14 protein-coding genes are annotated in these 16,716 nt (G+C 46.7%); 8 read left to right on the forward strand and 6 right to left on the reverse strand.

The window, feature by feature from the left end:
- Positions 1-15: 15 nt before the first annotated feature.
- Complete coding sequence (locus tag RIG68_RS10080; protein WP_350121778.1) at positions 16-558, reverse strand: phosphoglycerate mutase family protein; 543 nt, start codon at positions 556-558, stop codon at positions 16-18.
- Between the two features lie 73 nt (positions 559-631).
- On the opposite strand from RIG68_RS10080, the gene RIG68_RS10085 reads away from it, so the two are divergent.
- Both RIG68_RS10085 and RIG68_RS10090 read left to right on the forward strand, forming a co-directional pair.
- Positions 632-1,105: a peroxiredoxin gene (locus RIG68_RS10085; RefSeq protein WP_350121780.1), complete on the forward strand. Its 474-nt coding sequence runs from the start codon at positions 632-634 to the stop codon at positions 1,103-1,105.
- Positions 1,102-2,244 (forward strand): amidohydrolase, encoded by a 1,143-nt coding sequence (locus RIG68_RS10090; protein WP_350121782.1) that lies wholly within the window; start codon positions 1,102-1,104, stop codon positions 2,242-2,244. The genes RIG68_RS10085 and RIG68_RS10090 overlap by 4 nt, the downstream gene beginning before the upstream one ends.
- Before the next feature lie 51 nt (positions 2,245-2,295).
- On the opposite strand, the gene RIG68_RS10095 is transcribed toward RIG68_RS10090, so the two are convergent.
- Complete coding sequence (locus RIG68_RS10095) at positions 2,296-3,096, reverse strand: hypothetical protein (RefSeq protein ID WP_350121784.1); 801 nt, start codon at positions 3,094-3,096, stop codon at positions 2,296-2,298.
- 318 nt (positions 3,097-3,414) lie between these two features.
- Here RIG68_RS10095 and leuS point away from each other — a divergent pair, with 318 nt between their 5' ends.
- Positions 3,415-6,186: a leucine--tRNA ligase gene (leuS, locus tag RIG68_RS10100; protein WP_350121786.1), complete on the forward strand. Its 2,772-nt coding sequence runs from the start codon at positions 3,415-3,417 to the stop codon at positions 6,184-6,186.
- Between the two features lie 81 nt (positions 6,187-6,267).
- Here the strand turns inward: leuS and RIG68_RS10105 are convergent, their stop codons facing one another.
- The gene (locus tag RIG68_RS10105) at positions 6,268-7,398 is read right to left on the reverse strand and encodes a PQQ-dependent sugar dehydrogenase (RefSeq protein WP_350121788.1); all 1,131 of its coding nucleotides are present in this window, start codon (positions 7,396-7,398) and stop codon (positions 6,268-6,270) included.
- 266 nt (positions 7,399-7,664) lie between these two features.
- Here RIG68_RS10105 and treF point away from each other — a divergent pair, with 266 nt between their 5' ends.
- The 3 genes from treF to RIG68_RS10120 all read left to right on the forward strand — a co-directional run bounded on the left by treF (position 7,665) and on the right by RIG68_RS10120 (position 11,731).
- Positions 7,665-9,275: an alpha,alpha-trehalase TreF gene (treF, locus tag RIG68_RS10110; protein ID WP_350121790.1), complete on the forward strand. Its 1,611-nt coding sequence runs from the start codon at positions 7,665-7,667 to the stop codon at positions 9,273-9,275.
- 52 nt (positions 9,276-9,327) lie between these two features.
- Entirely contained in the window at positions 9,328-10,218 is an 891-nt protein-coding gene (locus RIG68_RS10115; RefSeq protein WP_350121792.1) for a 3-hydroxyacyl-CoA dehydrogenase family protein, read from the forward strand.
- 337 nt (positions 10,219-10,555) lie between these two features.
- Positions 10,556-11,731 carry a porin family protein gene (locus tag RIG68_RS10120; protein WP_350121794.1) on the forward strand — a complete coding sequence of 392 codons (1,176 nt, stop codon included), beginning with the start codon at positions 10,556-10,558 and terminating at the stop codon, positions 11,729-11,731.
- Between the two features lie 37 nt (positions 11,732-11,768).
- On the opposite strand, the gene RIG68_RS10125 is transcribed toward RIG68_RS10120, so the two are convergent.
- Entirely contained in the window at positions 11,769-12,992 is a 1,224-nt protein-coding gene (locus RIG68_RS10125; protein ID WP_350121796.1) for a BaiN/RdsA family NAD(P)/FAD-dependent oxidoreductase, read from the reverse strand.
- Between the two features lie 88 nt (positions 12,993-13,080).
- On the opposite strand from RIG68_RS10125, the gene RIG68_RS10130 reads away from it, so the two are divergent.
- Entirely contained in the window at positions 13,081-14,115 is a 1,035-nt protein-coding gene (locus tag RIG68_RS10130) for a DNA/RNA non-specific endonuclease (protein ID WP_151996824.1), read from the forward strand.
- A complete protein-coding gene (locus RIG68_RS10135) occupies positions 14,112-14,825 on the forward strand; it encodes a tetratricopeptide repeat protein (RefSeq protein WP_350121798.1) in 714 nt (237 codons plus the stop codon). Before RIG68_RS10130 ends, RIG68_RS10135 begins: the two co-directional genes overlap by 4 nt.
- Positions 14,826-14,831: 6 nt before the next feature.
- Here the strand turns inward: RIG68_RS10135 and RIG68_RS10140 are convergent, their stop codons facing one another.
- Together RIG68_RS10140 and RIG68_RS10145 are read right to left on the reverse strand one after the other, a co-directional pair.
- Positions 14,832-15,437 carry a tetratricopeptide repeat protein gene (locus RIG68_RS10140; RefSeq protein ID WP_151996826.1) on the reverse strand — a complete coding sequence of 202 codons (606 nt, stop codon included), beginning with the start codon at positions 15,435-15,437 and terminating at the stop codon, positions 14,832-14,834.
- Positions 15,438-15,531: 94 nt separating this feature from the next.
- Entirely contained in the window at positions 15,532-16,344 is an 813-nt protein-coding gene (locus RIG68_RS10145) for a 2,3,4,5-tetrahydropyridine-2,6-dicarboxylate N-succinyltransferase (protein ID WP_151996827.1), read from the reverse strand.
- Between the last annotated feature and the right edge of the window lie 372 nt (positions 16,345-16,716).

Raw genomic sequence — 16,716 nt, forward strand, 5'->3', positions numbered from 1 at the left:
GCTAACGTTTTTTATCTATTTAGGACTTACAGAGGGTGCTCCATAGTGAAGTACCTGAAAGGTTGTATCCTGACCTATATTAACGATATAAAGAAAGTCGTACTGCCAGTCTTCCAGGTTTTCAAATCTGTCACTTCCAACCAACTGATTTACCATAGCTGGAACGGTGTTTGAGTGGCCTGAAACCAGCAGGCTGCCTCCTCTGTTTTTGTTCACCTCCACAGTCAGAAACTCTTTGTTCCCCGGATCATACTCGGTCACTGCCAGGTTGTTTTCCCTGGCAATGGCATCGACTGTTTCATTTGTTCTTTTGTAAGGTGTGCTGTAAACGCCTGTTAACTGAACATCGGACAGCGTCTGCATCAAAGCAATGGCTCTCCTTATACCCAGGCTATCTAAAGATGGATCTTTCGTGCCATCGTCAGCTTTTTCAGCATGCCTGACCAACACAATAGTGGTCGGTTCAATGGCTGCTACCTTCTCTACCGGAGCCTGGCAACCAGCAAACACAAAGCCGATTGCCAAAAAAAGAACTAAAAACCTTCTCATTTCCTTCATTAAGATTCGGGCTAAACCGTTTCTTTGCATTAGTAGTTAAACATTTTGAATTATTACAACCAAATAAAAAAATATGCCACAAAGCAAGGAGATGCTGAAGGTAGGAGATAAAATACCGTCTTTTGAATTACCTGACCAAAGCGGCAAACTTATAGATATCGACAGCCTTGTTGGGAGCAAAAATCTCGTCATCTACTTTTACCCGAAAGACTACACTTCGGGCTGCACAGCCGAAGCATGCAGCTTTCGTGACCAATACGAAGTTTTCAGGGAGCACGATGCGGAGGTAATAGGCATCAGCACTGATGGCGCCAGTCGACACAACGCCTTTGCAAAGTCCTACCAGCTTGGCTTTATTTTACTCAGCGACAAAGGCAAGAAAGTGGAAAGGCTTTTCGGAGTGCCCAGGGCACTTTTCGGACTTATGACTGGTCGGGTTACTTTTGTTGTGGACAAGAAGGGAATTATTCGCCACGTCTTTCGGTCGCAAACGCAGGCAACAAAGCACGTGGATGAAGCCCTTCGAATAGTGAAATCGTTAAAATGAAAGAACAGGAAATAGAACTGCTTACATCGTTTCGAAAAGAATTGCATCGGCATCCGGAGCTGTCAGGAGAAGAGGTCGAAACTGCCTGCCGGGTCATCTCCTTTTTGAAGCCAACTAACCCGACCGCTGTTCATGCTGGCATAGGTGGAAATGGTCTGGTAGTCGTGTACGACAGCGGCCTCCCCGGCCCGTCTATTGGGTTTCGATGTGAATTGGATGCCTTGCCTATTGTTGAGCAAAATACATTTGAACACAAGTCTGAAAAGGGAGGCATTAGTCACAAGTGCGGGCACGACGGGCACATGGCTATAGTAGCCGGTGTGGGGCTGCACTGTAAGGAAAACCCTGTACGTCGGGGAAAGTTAACACTCATTTTTCAGCCAGCGGAAGAAACCGGGTACGGGGCCCAATCGATGTTGAACGATCCAAAGCTTGAAAACTTTTTACCCAAACAACTCTTTGCCCTACACAACGTGCCTGGTTTTGAAACAGGTGCAGTCATCTGTAAAAAAGACGTTGCTTGTCCGGCGTCCGAAGGATTGATTTTTTCTCTGGAAGGCAAAACCTCCCATGCGGGCCAGCCAGAAAAAGGAAACAACCCAGCACCTGTTATTGCAGCCATTCAGCTAAAAGCGCAGGAGTTACATGACCAGCACTGGCAAAACCAAAACCGTACAAAGATCACCACAGTAATGATGGATTTGGGTGGCAGGGCTTTTGGGGTAAACCCCGGCAAAGGTTTGATTGCCTTTACATTACGGTCAGACAGTAATGAAGAATTGGCGAGTGTTAGGTCGGAGCTGGTCAGCTTTGCTAAAGCCAAATGTGATGCAGCTGGGGTGCGTCTGAGTATGGAAGAAAGCGATCCCTTCAAAGCGGTGATCAACGACCCTGACACATTTGAAGCAATTCAATGGGCCGCCGTGTCGCAAGGCCTGGCTTTTGAAGTAGCGGAAACACCTTTCCCCTGGTCGGAGGACTTTGGTCGTTTTAGTGAGGTGACCTCTACTGGTTTCTTTGGACTTGGAGCAGGCCTGGCCTCTCCCGAGCTCCATCACGATACATACGACTTTCCCGACGAGCTGATTTCAGTTGGTACGGGGTTGTTTTTGGAACTTGGCAAAGAATTGTGGGCATAAAAAAAGGCAAGCACTTCGCTCACCTTCTTCGTTATTTTGAGTTTTTGCCCTTTAAAATCCTCCGACCTTCAGCGTCAGGAAGTAGTTGATGCCATTGAAGTCTTTCTCCGTCGTTTCGGCAAGATCAAGGTCTTGAGTGAAGCGCTTGGAAACCCCAAGATCAAGCCTGAAATTCCTGGCGATGTTTACTTCCAGGTCAACACCAGGTTCTACATACCAGAAAACATCGTTGTCCTGAGAGATATTAGGGCCTCTGTTGGTGCCATTGTAGTCCTCCCAGTCGAGTACATAACCCAGCCAGCCTGCGCCAGCCGAAACGGGGAAAGTAATGTGCACAACCTGATTGCTGAAGAAAATAGGCTCAAGGAAGAAGCCCCCATAGCCGCCCACAGCCACTACCCTGTTCAGTGGATCTATGTCATCGAACTTGGCGGTAGGCACAATGCCATGTCCTTCAAATCCAATGCCCAGCGACCGGTTGACAATCCAGCCTCCCCGAACTCCACCTAACACCATGGGTTGCCCCCTAAATTCCGTTGCACGAAAGGAAAGGGCACCAAAGCCACCACTATGGTTCAAGTTCCCGGAAAGTGTTTTGATGTCACTTTTCCGGCGTGATCTCGATTTTACATAGTACTGCCTTTCTGGCTCATTGCGGTCGTCACGATCCGACGGCAGTGTTTCGTAGTACTTAATGGTTTTGTTGCCCTCAACTTTCTCTTCAGGTTGGGTGGCAGGGATGGTATCTGCTTTGACTGTCGTGTCAGCCTTGTAGGTGATGGTTTGTGCATGGGTCACCGTACCAAAGACTGCCGAAAGTGAAAGCAAGCTTAAAAAAAGGATCAGTTTCATTGACTATAAGTTAAATTCTGAAGCAAGGACGAGACTTGGTGAAAGAGGTTTCCATCTTCGCTGAAAAATCTGTTTGATTTTTTTCGCCGATTACAATTCTAGTTCTTTTCAACTCTTGAAACCATAGCTATTTGTTGAAAATCATGCAAAGGCGCAACCTGATAAATCAGGCCGCAAAGGCATAGTGTCCTCCTTTGCGGTCTTTGCGACTTTGCGTGAATCCCACCCTCTAAATTAAACTCACCTTTCCTTTCGCAAAATCCACTCATTTCTGACTGTAATCATTAATTTTGCCAGCTAATTGAAAAACCCCTGGTAATGGCTGAGTACAACTTCAGAGAGATTGAGCAAAAATGGCAGAAAAACTGGAAAGAGAAACAGGTATTCAAAACCGGCTCCGATACGTCCAAACCTAAGTTCTATGCGCTCGACATGTTCCCTTATCCGTCTGGCGCCGGATTGCATGTGGGTCACCCGCTGGGGTATATAGCTTCCGACATTGTTAGCCGCTACAAAAGGATGCTGGGCTTCAATGTGCTGCATCCCATGGGCTTCGATTCTTTCGGCTTGCCCGCTGAGCAGTATGCTATTCAAACCGGCCAGCACCCGGCCATTACTACCGACACCAATATCAAACGATACAAGGAGCAACTGGAAAATATCGGTTTCTCTTATGACTGGGAAAGAGAAGTGCGCACCAGTGATCCATCGTTCTACAAGTGGACACAATGGATTTTCAAGCAGTTGTTCAACAGCTGGTACAACAAAGACAGCGACAAAGCGGAACCCATTGCTGGGCTGATTGCCAAATTTGAAACTGAAGGCAATGGCAAGGTAAACGCTGTTTGCGATGATGATACAGCGCTATTTACGGCTACAGACTGGAAAGCCATGTCGGTAGCCGACCAGCAAAGAACTTTGCTAAAGTACCGGCTGACATACATTAGCGAAACTACCGTGAACTGGTGCCAGGCACTTGGCACCGTGCTTTCCAACGACGAAGTGAAAGACGGCTTCTCTGAAAGAGGCGGCCACCCCGTCATCAAAAAGAAGATGCCGCAGTGGAGTATGCGTATCACGGCCTATGCCGAGCGTTTGCTCGAAGGGCTGGACCGCATCGACTGGCCAGAGCCTATCAAAGAAATGCAGCGCAACTGGATTGGCAAATCCATTGGCGCTGAAGTTGACTTCAAAATAGAAAACTCAGAGAAGAACATCCGGGTGTTCACTACCCGAATAGACACTATCTACGGTGTCACTTTTATGGTGCTGGCACCAGAGGCCGACATTGTAAAGGAGCTCACTACTGCTGCTCAAAAAGCAGAAATTGAGCAATATGTAGAAGTGGCGAAAAACCGTTCAGAAAGAGACCGGATGAGTGATGTGAAGACTGTCTCTGGTGTTTTCACGGGTTCTTATGTGATCAATCCATTTTCCGGCGAAAAAGTGCCTATCTACATAGCTGATTACGTACTGGCAGGCTATGGCACGGGTGCTGTAATGGCCGTGCCGAGTGGCGACCAGCGTGACTTCAACTTTGCGAAGCATTTCGGTTTGCCGATCACACAAATCATCGACGAGCAAAAAATCACAGATACCGAAGCTGACCCCACCAAGCAGGGCAAAATGGTGAACTCCGGCATGCTCAACGGACTATCTCCTTTGGAAGCCATTGAGAAAGCAGGACAATATGTGGAAGACAAGGGCATAGGCGTACGTAAGGTCAACTTCCGTATGCGTGACGCTATTTTTGGTCGTCAGCGCTACTGGGGTGAGCCTTTGCCTGTATATTTCAAGGATGGAATCCCCTATTTGCTGGAAGATGGCGAATTGCCGTTGGAGCTTCCCGATGTCGATAAATTCCTCCCAACGGAAGACGGAGAACCACCCCTTGGCAGGGCAAAAGACTTCAAAAGCAAGGAAGGCCATCCTTATGAGCTGACCACCATGCCGGGCTGGGCTGGATCAAGCTGGTACTTCTTCCGCTATATGGATCCGCAAAATGACAAGGAGTTCTGCAGCAAAGAGGCTCAGCAGTACTGGAAGTCCGTCGACCTTTACATCGGCGGCTCCGAGCATGCCACCGGCCACTTGCTGTACTCAAGGTTCTGGACGAAATTTCTTTACGACCTTGGACTGGTAACAGTGGACGAATATGCAACCAAATTGGTGAACCAGGGAATGATTCAGGGAAGATCGAACTTCGTTTACCGGGTGAAGGGCGAAAACAAGTTTGTATCACACGGGTTGAAAGCCCAGTACGATACTGTGGATTTGCATGTAGATGTCAACATCGTCACCAATGACGTGCTTGATATCGAAGCCTACAAGAAATTTAACAAGGATGCTGCCACAGCGGAGTTTGTACTCGAAGGTGGAAAGTATATTTGCGGCTGGGAAGTCGAAAAGATGTCTAAGTCGAAGTACAACGTAGTCAATCCCGACGACATGATCGAGAAGTACGGCGCTGACACGCTGCGCTTGTACGAGATGTTCCTCGGGCCGCTGGAACAGTTCAAGCCATGGAACACCCACGGTATCGACGGCGTGTTCAAGTTCTTGCGCAAGACCTGGAGGCTGTTCCACGACGACAAAGGCGAGCTGAGCATCTCTACCGACAAGCCAACTGCCGATGAGCTGAAGGTGCTTCACAAAACCATCAAAAAGATGGCGGATGATGTGGACAAGCTGTCGTTCAACACCAGCGTGAGCAGCTTTATGATTTGTGTGAATGAACTCACTGACCTGAAATGCAACAAGAAGGATATTCTTGGCCCTTTAACGCAGATTATTGCGCCTTATGCTCCGCACATAGCCGAAGAACTTTGGGAGAAGTTGGGTAATGCAGAGAGCATTACATATTCAAAGTTTCCTGAGTTCAACCCTGAGTTCGTCAAAGAGGATGCGTTCGAATACCCGATTAGTATCAACGGAAAGATGAGGCACAAAATGAGTTTCTCTGCTGATGCCTCACCTGCTGAAGTAGAAAAAGCGGTGCTGGCCGACGAGGCTGTGCAGAAATGGACCGAGGGAAAGGCACCTAAGAAGGTAATTGTGGTGCCTAAGAGGATTGTGAATATTGTCCTTTAAAGAACAACAGGTGAAAAAACGAATGGGAGAGTAAACTGAATTTACTCTCCCACTCTCCTGCTACTAATTCTCCGCTTTGCTTTATTTTGGCATCAAACGGATAATCTGTCCCGGCCCTTCCATTGACACATAAAGGTAGCCATCAGGCCCCTGGGCTACATCACGGATACGACCCATGCCATTTAGCAGGCGCTCTTCTTTCAGCACTTTGCCGTCTTTTACTTCAAGTCTGGCCAGCGTTTGTCCCGCCAAAGCACCTACAAACAAGTTGCCTTTCCATTCAGGGTATTTGTCGCTGGTCACGAAATCCATCCCGCAAGGGGCGATGGATGGCACCCAGTAGTGAATGGGCTGCTCCATTCCGTCTTTTGCCTTGTCGTTGCTAATGATGCTGCCATCATAGTCGATACCGTAAGTGATTCTTGGCCAGCCATAGTTTTTAGCTTTGCGAACGATGTTTACTTCGTCGCCTCCCCTTGGGCCATGCTCGTGCTCAAACAGTTCACCTGTGGTTGGGTGAAACTTTAGTCCCTGAGGGTTTCTGTGTCCATAGCTCCAAATAGTAGTTCTGGCGTCAGGTATACGCACGTAAGGATTGTCTTCCGGCACTCTGCCATCATCAAAAATTCTGTGGATCTTACCACAATCATTCGTCAGGGTTTGGGCATTTTCCATCTCTCCTCTCTCTCCTACTGAAAAGAAAAGATAACCATCTTTGTCAAACGCCATACGTGCACCAAAATGCTGTCCTTTCTCAGTCAAGGGGCCGGCCTTGAATATCGTTTCCTGGCTTGTTAGTTCATTTCCTGAAAGCTTTCCTCTGATGATGACGGTGTTGGCTCCGCCGTCGCCAGGCCCTGCATAGCTGATGTATATCCATCCCGTACTTGCATAGTTAGGGTGCAGTTCTACATCGAACAGACCACCCTGGCCTTTAGTAGACACAGCAGGAATGCCTTTGATTTCAGTTTTCTCTTTGCTGCCTTTGGTGATCTTCCAAAGCTTGCCTGGCTTATCTGCCACCAGCATATCGCCATTTGGCAGCCAGGCCATAGACCAGGCACTTTCAAAGCCTTTGGCAAACACTTCTGTTTCAAAGGCAAAAGGTGCCTTTTCTTTTGTTTCGGCGCTGTCACTTAGCCTTCTGCTAAATCCGGTGATGATGATCAAAGATGCCAGGAAGGCAAGGGCGTAGATATTTTTTTTCTTCATGTTTATTAAAGGTCTCGCAGTTTAACTGGGATAAGCACTTAATTGTTACATTTCAGGAGTCAGGAGGGCTGGTGGCAATGAAAAAAATCTCTTGACTGATCATGAGCCAGCACTCCTAAGAAATGTCAGCTTTTGTAAAAATAGGACAATTCTGGCTGAGATTGGTCTGCTTTGGATAATTTTACATTTTATGACAATTTTAAATGAGTTAAAGACTTCACTTTGAGAAGTAAATGACTGTCATGATTCTTACCAAAAGCCAACCCATGCAACGTTCCATTTGGAAGTACACCCAGCTATTATTTTTAGCCCTTCTTTTTGCTTGTCAGCCCAGCGACCAGCCGTCAAATGTTGACGTCAATGCCTCCTACAGCCCCAATGAAGACCTGGGAATGCTTTTTCACGACGTGCAAATGGCTCAAATTTTTTCTGACTCAAAAACATTTGTGGACAGCGACCCTTTACGACCTGCCGGTGAGATTGTGGCTGAGTACATGGAGAAAAAAGATCAGCCTGGCTTTAGTCTTGGGGAGTTTGTGAGCGCCAATTTCAGAGGCCCGAAGCCCAGGGGTGCTGATTATGTGCCCGACACGACGAAGAGCTTTACAGAAATACTTACCGAGAAGTGGGATTATCTTACCCGGTCTCCAGATGAAAAAACTTATAGTTCATTAATTCCTCTGCCCTACAAATACGTGGTGCCTGGTGGACGTTTCGGTGAGATCTACTATTGGGACAGCTATTTCACCATGCTCGGCTTGCAGGTATCTGGTCGGGAAGACCTGATGGAGAACATGCTGGACAACTTTGCCTACCTGATAGACTCGATCGGCTTTATTCCGAATGGAAACCGCACCTATTTTCTCAGCAGATCCCAGCCGCCTTTCTTCGCTGCTATGGTGAACCTGCTGGCTGACTCAAAAGGTGATTCTGCAGTGGTGAAGTACCTGCCAGCCCTCGAGAAAGAATATGCTTTCTGGATGGATGGCAGAGAGACCCTTAACCAGGGCAACCCGGCCTACCGCAGGGTGGTGATGGTAGATAACGGCCTCATAATGAACCGTTATTTCGATGACAAACCGGAGCCAAGGCCGGAATCGTATCGGGAAGACGTAGAGCTTGCGGAAGGGCTTAGCGAAAATCAGAAAGTGGAGCTTTACACCAACTTGCGGGCAGCCTGCGAGTCGGGCTGGGATTTTAGTACCCGCTGGTTCGCCATTGCGGGTGACTTCAAAACGATCGTTACCACCGAAATCCTGCCGGTTGACCTGAATAGCCTTATGTACAATCTGGAGGCAACCATTTCCAGACTGAAGTCTTTTGGTGGCGATGATGATGGAGCGCAACAATTTGATCAGCTGGCCAGCGATAGAAAGGCACTCATCCTCCAGTACTTCTGGAATGACGAAAAAAACTACTTTGTTGATTACCACTGGCCGTCGGCGGCGCAAAGAAACTTCATCACACCTGCCGGTATGTATCCCCTTTATTTCGGACTTGCAGACGACGCCCAGGCTCAAAAGGTTGAGGGAGCAGTCAGGCGTAACCTGTTGAAACCAGGTGGCATTACCACGACCAACATCATCTCGGGTCAGCAGTGGGACGCTCCGAATGGTTGGGCTCCTTTGCAGTGGATGACCATCTATGGCTTTCGCAGATATGGCAACGACCTGCTGGCCGACCAGATCAGCGAAAGGTGGCTGAGTTTGAACTCCCGTGTATTTGATAAAACAGGCAAGATGATGGAGAAATACAATGTGCTCGACCTGAGTCTTGATGCGGGAGGCGGAGAATACCCTACACAGGACGGCTTCGGCTGGAGCAACGGCGTTGTGTTGCGCCTGCTGCACGACGAAAGAATCGACACCAACAGGTAGCCTTTCCAATATCCTTTTTAGCTTTGCCATCAAAGCATTAACCCTACAACGAATGAAGAATATAGCAGTGATTGGATCAGGCACCATGGGCAACGGCATCGCTCATGTTTTTGCATTGAAAGGTTTTAAAGTGGCTCTTGTCGACGTGTCGGCGGCGGCGCTTGAGAAAGCAAAGGCTACAATATCAAAGAATCTAGACCGCCAGGTAAGCAAGGAGCTGATCAGCGAATCAGACAAGGAAACGGCCCTCTCCAACATCACCACCTTCACAGAAACTGCCAAGGGTGTTGCGCAGGCTGACCTTGTGGTGGAAGCTGCGACAGAGAAAATGGATATTAAGTTGGAGATTTTCCGACAATTGGACCAATTGACAACGCCTGATTGCATACTTGCCTCTAATACGTCTTCTATTTCTATCACCAAAATCGCTTCAGCCACTTCAAAACAGGATAAAGTGATAGGTATGCATTTCATGAACCCCGTGCCTGTAATGAAGCTGGTGGAGGTGATCCGTGGCTATGCCACGAGCGACGAAGTGACAAAACAAGTGCTGGAGTTGTCCCGAACCCTCGACAAGATACCAACCGAGGTAAACGACTATCCTGGCTTTGTAGCCAACCGCATACTGATGCCCATGATCAACGAGGCCATTTATTCTTTATACGAAGGTGTGGCTGGTGTGGAAGAGATTGACACTGTGATGAAGCTTGGTATGGCGCACCCGATGGGGCCGCTTCAGTTGGCCGATTTCATCGGACTCGATGTGTGTCTTTCCATCCTTAAAGTAATGTACGATGGCTTCGGTAATCAGAAGTACGCCCCGTGTCCTTTGCTACTCAACATGGTGACAGCTGGAAAATTGGGTGCTAAGGCGGGTGAAGGATTTTACCAGTATACGGCTGGGTCAAAGGAATTGGTGGTGGCGGGACGGTTTAAGAAGTAGTGTAGATCCTAAGGATGGTGACATCCCCCATCGTTATAAAATACGCCGTGGCATACGTCATTGAGCTGGCTGCTCACTTATAGATTTCTCAGCCCCCCCTGACCAGGCATTCTGGAAATTAAAACCGCCCGTGATGCTGTTTTCACCCCCTACTTTAGCACCGACCCAAATTTCACAACTGGACAAATATGGAGGTATGATCCGAAGACCGGCTTACACAATGATCTTAGCCAAATCAATATACTTTTTCAAAAAAAATTTACCAATACAGTAACAATTTGTCAGTAAATATGATTAATTAGCTATAAATCAGGATGTAAAACTATAATTAAACTTGATGAAGAATTTATATTTAATTCTTTTTTTATTTGCCTTTCTGGCGAACCACAACCTACTTTCACAAGACTTCAATTCGGTTTCAGGCTATATAGTCAAAGTAACCGGTGACACTATCAATGGATCGATAAAGCGAAGAAGTGATCTCAACGAGCAAGTGTCATTTCGGGCTTCGGGGAGCCAACAATATACTGACCTCACGCCTAACGAATTACGTAGTTATTACTTTGACGGAGGCTACTTTTATGAAACAATGACAATCCCAAGCCTTGGCAAACGATTTGCCCTTCGTTTATTCAACGGAGAAATCAGCCTTTTTCAAATTGAAGAAAAACTATTTGTGATAAAAAATGGAGGTGAAGAGCTTCTTGAATTATTACATGAAGAAGATAAAAAACAAGACTTCAAGCTTATCGAAGACAAGCGTTATGTAAGAACCCTACTATTTTTAACATCTGATTGTCCCTCAGTCAAAGGGAAAATAGAAAATGTCTCCTACAACGCCAGTAACATTTCAAAGGTGTTGGCAGCCTATCAGACTTGCATTGCCCCCAATTCTCAGAAAAGCGATAAAGACATTAGCAAAACAAAGCTATTTTTTGGGGTAAGGGCAGGAGCTGCCATAAACCGACTGACCTACTTTGTAGACAGCAAGAACAATTTGTATTATGATCATCGTTTCGACTCAAAAATCGGCTTCCTAATAGGGCCATTTTTAAACATGGTTCTTACTGATAAGTTGTCGGTGCAAACAGAAATTATTCTTGCAACAAAGGCTTCCTACCTTTCCGATGTGTTATTTGTTTACTCAGGCCAACCTTGGTATGATGAAACGAATGTGGCAGTATCGTACATTGAATTGCCTATAAGTTTTAAGTATACCCTTCCAACTCAAAACATTAAGCCTTACATTCTGGCAGGGGGAAGTTTCGGTTTTAAGGTTGCAGATAGCTCCACCAGAATATATCATGAAATTGAAAGGGAAGTTGAAATTAGCCAAGACATGCTTGGTCTTCAGTTTGGTGTCGGCCTTAGCAAGAACCTAGACAGTGGACGAAAAATAGATTTTGGATACAGATTCTGCCCTACCCTGATCAATCGTTCTTACTTCGACTACAAGGCCAGATGGATAACACAACAGATTGGCGTAAGCTATTCCTTCTCAACAAACAATTAAGTAATTTGCGACCTATTGATAAGTCAAATCTGGACTACTAGCGGCCTATTTCCCTCGCAGCCACCCACCCCCCTGACCAGGCGTTCTGGAAATTAAAGCCGCCAGTAATACCATCAATATCAAGCACTTCACCTGCAAAATAGAGGCCGGGAACAATTCTGCTCTCCATAGTGGCGGGGTTTACTTCATCCAGACTCACGCCTCCACAGGTAACAAATTCTTCTTTGAAAGTTGTTTTGCCATCCATATCGAATGTGCAGCGAATCAGCATCTCGCATAGTCTGTTCTTGTCTTTTTTGGATAGGTCGAGCCAGCGTCTTTCGGGCGTAACCCCTGCTCTTTCAACTATTTTTTCCCACAGGCGACCAGGCAGGCCGTACATTGGATTTCCAAAAACTACCTTTTTGGGGCTTTGCGCTGCATGTGATTCTATCTCACCCCGCAAGGCTTCTTCCTTTTTATCGCCCAACCAGTTCACCAGAAACACTGACTTATAGCTAATTTCTGCCAAATCCCGGGCGCCCCATGCCGAAAGGCGCAATACAGCCGGGCCACTAAAGCCCCAGTGCGTGATCAGCAGCGGGCCTGTTGCCGCCAGCCCACGGCCAGCCACTTTTACTTCTGCCGATGGCACTGACACGCCAGACAATTCTTTAAGTCCGCCTTCCGGCACGTTGAAGGTGAACAACGATGGTACTGGTGCAACTATGGTGTGCCCCAGTGCCTTGACCCAGCTAAACCCATCTTCTTTGGGTTGCCCGCCTATGGTGACCAATACTTTATCAGCCTCAAGAACGATGGTTTCACTTTTCACAAGAAAACTGTTAGGAGCCTTTTCCAGCTCTTTTACAGCAAAATGAGGAATGAGCTCAACATTGTACTTCTCAGCCTCCTTCAACAGGCAATCAATAACTGTCTGCGACGAATTGGTCACCGGAAACATTCGTCCGTCTGCTTCCACTTTCAATGGTACTCCCCTTTCTTCAAACCACTTCACTGTGTCCCTGGCGTCAAACTGATCGAATACCTTTTTAAGGAAGTTACCACCTCTTGGATAATGCTTTACAAGCTGTGAGGCATACTGGCAGTCGTGTGTCACATTGCAGCGACCGCCGCCCGACACTTTCACCTTCCCGAGCCACTTACTGGTCTTTTCCACAACTGCGACCTTCAAGCCTGGGTTTTGAACACAGGCGTTCACCGCACCGAAAATTCCCGCCGCCCCTCCTCCTATTACTACCAGATCGTACCTGACCGCCATTTGCAAATTTCCTTGTAAGAAGGCACGAAAATACGGGATTCATTCAAACAGATAAATTAGATTTGTCTTTAGAGATCAAAAAGCACCAATGGCTAAGAAAAAAGCACCAGCAAAAAATAGAAGTACCCGTAAATCGTCTAAAGACTCAGGAAGCAATTCGGGGCTCATACTCGGAATTGTGATGATCCTGGTAATAGGACTGGCATGGTATCTGAAAAATAATGATGGCCTGCCAGACTTTCTTCAGGCCGGGGGTAAGCAAGAACAGACTGTAGAATCCTCTAAAAAACCTTCGAATCAGGTTGAAAAAAAAGAAAGTGGCAAAAAGTCGTCAGCTCAAAAGCCTGTTAAGACGGAACCTAAAACTGGAAAGTCATCATCTGACAAGCCTGCTGAAGAGGTAGAAATACCCACAGACTACGACCATTACTACTACACCACCTCCTTCGACTTTGCCTGGCCAGCTTACAGCCAGGACGACCTTATCGTGGAGCATGAGGGCTACACCCTGGCCTACGACGAGGACATTGAGCAGCCTAAGTGGGTGGCCTACCGGCTAACAGCCGAAAACATCAGTAAGAATGCGGCCCAAAGAAAGGATAACTTTCGACCAGACAAAGACGTGCGGACTGAGTCTGCAACTTTAGCCGACTATAAAGGGTCTGGGTATGACAGGGGACATCTGGCACCAGCCGCCGATTTTAGCTGGTCGCAGTCGGCTATGGATGGCACTTTCTTTCTGAGCAACATGAGTCCTCAGGATCCCTCGTTCAATCGGGGAATTTGGAAACAGTTGGAGGAAAAGGTCAGGGATTGGGGAAAGAGAGACAAAGAGCTTTTTGTGGTGGTAGGCCCAATCGTAGAAGGTGGTGCCAAGAAAATAGGAAAGAATAAAGTGGCTGTTCCTCAAAAGTTTTACAAAATTGTGCTGGACATTTCTGAACCCGAGCTGAAGGCAATTGGTTTTGTGATGGAGAATAAGGCCTCAACCCTTGGAATAATGGAATATACCGTGACTATTGACTCCATCGAAAAGATCACAGGGCTGGATTTCTTTCCAATGATTCCCGATGAATTAGAAAAGAAATTGGAGAGCACAATTAATAAAAACCTCTGGAAATGAGAAGTTGGACAATGAAAAGCATGGTATTCTGCCTATTGATCATCTCATCGAATGGTGGGTGGGCTCAAACTGGTCAGGGCCGTGCCAAAGCATTGCTCGAAGAGGCCAAAGGGTATATGGCCAAAGAAGATTATCGGGCTGCTGACAAAAAATTCCGCCAGATTCTCTCTCTCAACGAAGTAGTACCTACCGAGGCGTTGTACTTTTTCGCTTTCACGCTGGAAAAAAACCACCAACTTCAAAGCAGCCGCAATTTCCTTAATAAGTACACAGACCTTACGGGCAAGTCTGGCGAGTATTTCAACGAAGCCAAAATGCTGCAAAACCGGCTTGACGTGCTGGCAAGGGAGATAGAGGCCTGTGAATATTGTGATAACGATGGCTTCAGGTTGATCACATGTAGCCAGTGCGATGGCTCGGGGCACATCGATGACAAGTGCCCGCTATGTCATGGATTCGGAGAGATAACGTGCCACAAATGCCTTGGCGAAGGCGTTCAGATTTCCAAAAACCAGTTTGGAGAAAATGTATATAAAACATGTGATGTTTGCACTGGAAAAGGCAAAGAAACCTGCACACAATGTCGGGGTGAAAAGCATGTGGTGCAGGACTGCCCCCGTTGTAACGGGCTGGGAAGAAGTGGATCGGACGTGCTCTGCAATCACAAAGAGCACTTCATTATCCCCTCAATGACCCAAATAAAAAATTAAGGCCTGTTATTTACAGTATTGGGAAAGAGCTTCATCTGCGTCCTTCGCTCCCAGTGATTTTGCCGTTTTAAAATCATTGCAAGCATTGTTCCCTTGCTTAAGATTGACTTTCAAAGCACCTCTGTACAAGTAAGCCTCTCCAAGGTCATTGTTAAGGCTAATGGCATTGTTGTATGCTCCCATCGCCTCTTTCATCATGCCTTGCAGGTGGTAGCTTCGCCCCAGCAGGAAATAAGCCTGTGAATTGGAGCCGTCAATTTCAACAGCTTTTCCAAAATTGAAAGCCGCATTGTCATACTGGCCGTCTCTGTAATAGTACTGACCAATGCTCAAAAGTGCCGGCACATTCTTGCCGTCAAGTTCAAGGGTTCTTCTGAAGGACTCCAGAGCCTTATCGTACTGCCCCAGTTCCTCATAAGATCGCCCCTTGTTGTATACAGACTTTACATGCGTCGGATTGAGTGACAGATACTGGTCGTAGGCCTCAATGGCCTCCTTGTACTGCCCCTTTTCATAAAGCAGATCGCCCTTCACCACAGCCTCGTCTTTGCACGAAACCAAACACACCATCACTATTAAAAATCCCTTGAGGAAATTTCTATTCAAACTCATCTGACAACTTTGAGATAATAAAATTGGTCGCACCCAACCAAAATGAAGGTGCAAATAAAGTGAAAATAATTAAGTAGGCAGAATTGATTGTATATTACACTGCAACGTCGTTCTCACGTAAAGCGCTATTCAGCGACGTCTTTTTATCTGTGCTTTCTTTTCTCTTTCCTATGATCAACGCACAGGGCACCTGGAACGTACCTGCCGGAAACTTCTTGGGAATTGTGCCCGGTATCACCACCGAGCGCTCGGGCACATAACCCTTATACTCCACTGGCTCACTACCCGAAACGTCTATAATTTTAGAGCTGCCCGTCAACACAACATTGGCACCAAGCACAGCTTCCTTGCCAATCCTGATGCCCTCTACAATGATGCAACGTGAACCAATAAATGCATTGTCTTCCACGATAACCGGGGCCGCCTGAACGGGCTCAAGTACACCACCGATTCCGACGCCTCCACTCAGGTGAACGTTCTTCCCGATCTGCGCACAGCTTCCCACTGTTGCCCACGTGTCAACCATAGTTCCCTCGTCGACATAGGCTCCGATGTTCACATAGCTTGGCATCATCACCACGCCTGCGCTTAAATAGGATCCGTATCGAGCCACAGCATTTGGCACCACCCTCACTCCCAGTTTATCGTAGCCAGTCTTTAGCTTAATCTTGTCGTGATACGAGAATGGCCCTACCTCAATGGCCTGCATTTTCATCAGAGGAAAATAGAGAATGACCGCCTTCTTGATCCACTCGTTCACAACCCAATCGTCTCCCACTTTTTCGGCCACACGACGAATCCCTTTGTCAAGGTCATCGACAATTGTTTTGATGGCAATTGCCGTTTCCTTGTCCTGCAAAGTTGCCCGGTCGTCCCACGCATTCTCTATTAATTCTCTTAATTCCATTCAGTAGAAATTCTATTAAATTATCTTCGGCCAAAGGAATCGACTTTCCTTAGCACCATGTTAAAAAAACAAATTGTGATTGGTTCGGTATTGAAACCTGTGGATGACATACGTCACTATCACAAGCTTGCCCTATCAATGACGAAAACAAATAAATATGGTTTTAATATCATAGGATTCAATTCGAAAAATCACTCAGCACATCCCGATATTATATTTACCCCTCTCTTTTACTTCAAAAGAATCTCATTTGGGAGACTTTTTGCTCCCGCCAGGTTCTTCCTAAAGTTAGTTAAATTAAAGCCTGAACTAATCATAGTTAACACATCTGAATTTCTGATTGTTAGTTGTCTATACCAAATAATATTTGGC

Origin of the sequence: Imperialibacter sp., from assembly GCF_040222385.1 — a bacterium.
Taxonomy (GTDB): domain Bacteria; phylum Bacteroidota; class Bacteroidia; order Cytophagales; family Cyclobacteriaceae; genus Imperialibacter.

Coding starts and splice junctions, on each gene's coding strand:
- RIG68_RS10080 (WP_350121778.1), bottom strand. CDS start 558: ATGAAGGAAATGAGAAGGTTTTTAGTTCTTTTTTTGGCAATCGGCTTT.
- RIG68_RS10085 (WP_350121780.1), top strand. CDS start 632: ATGCCACAAAGCAAGGAGATGCTGAAGGTAGGAGATAAAATACCGTCT.
- RIG68_RS10090 (WP_350121782.1), top strand. CDS start 1,102: ATGAAAGAACAGGAAATAGAACTGCTTACATCGTTTCGAAAAGAATTG.
- RIG68_RS10095 (WP_350121784.1), bottom strand. CDS start 3,096: ATGAAACTGATCCTTTTTTTAAGCTTGCTTTCACTTTCGGCAGTCTTT.
- leuS (WP_350121786.1), top strand. CDS start 3,415: ATGGCTGAGTACAACTTCAGAGAGATTGAGCAAAAATGGCAGAAAAAC.
- RIG68_RS10105 (WP_350121788.1), bottom strand. CDS start 7,398: ATGAAGAAAAAAAATATCTACGCCCTTGCCTTCCTGGCATCTTTGATC.
- treF (WP_350121790.1), top strand. CDS start 7,665: ATGCAACGTTCCATTTGGAAGTACACCCAGCTATTATTTTTAGCCCTT.
- RIG68_RS10115 (WP_350121792.1), top strand. CDS start 9,328: ATGAAGAATATAGCAGTGATTGGATCAGGCACCATGGGCAACGGCATC.
- RIG68_RS10120 (WP_350121794.1), top strand. CDS start 10,556: ATGAAGAATTTATATTTAATTCTTTTTTTATTTGCCTTTCTGGCGAAC.
- RIG68_RS10125 (WP_350121796.1), bottom strand. CDS start 12,992: ATGGCGGTCAGGTACGATCTGGTAGTAATAGGAGGAGGGGCGGCGGGA.
- RIG68_RS10130 (WP_151996824.1), top strand. CDS start 13,081: ATGGCTAAGAAAAAAGCACCAGCAAAAAATAGAAGTACCCGTAAATCG.
- RIG68_RS10135 (WP_350121798.1), top strand. CDS start 14,112: ATGAGAAGTTGGACAATGAAAAGCATGGTATTCTGCCTATTGATCATC.
- RIG68_RS10140 (WP_151996826.1), bottom strand. CDS start 15,437: ATGAGTTTGAATAGAAATTTCCTCAAGGGATTTTTAATAGTGATGGTG.
- RIG68_RS10145 (WP_151996827.1), bottom strand. CDS start 16,344: ATGGAATTAAGAGAATTAATAGAGAATGCGTGGGACGACCGGGCAACT.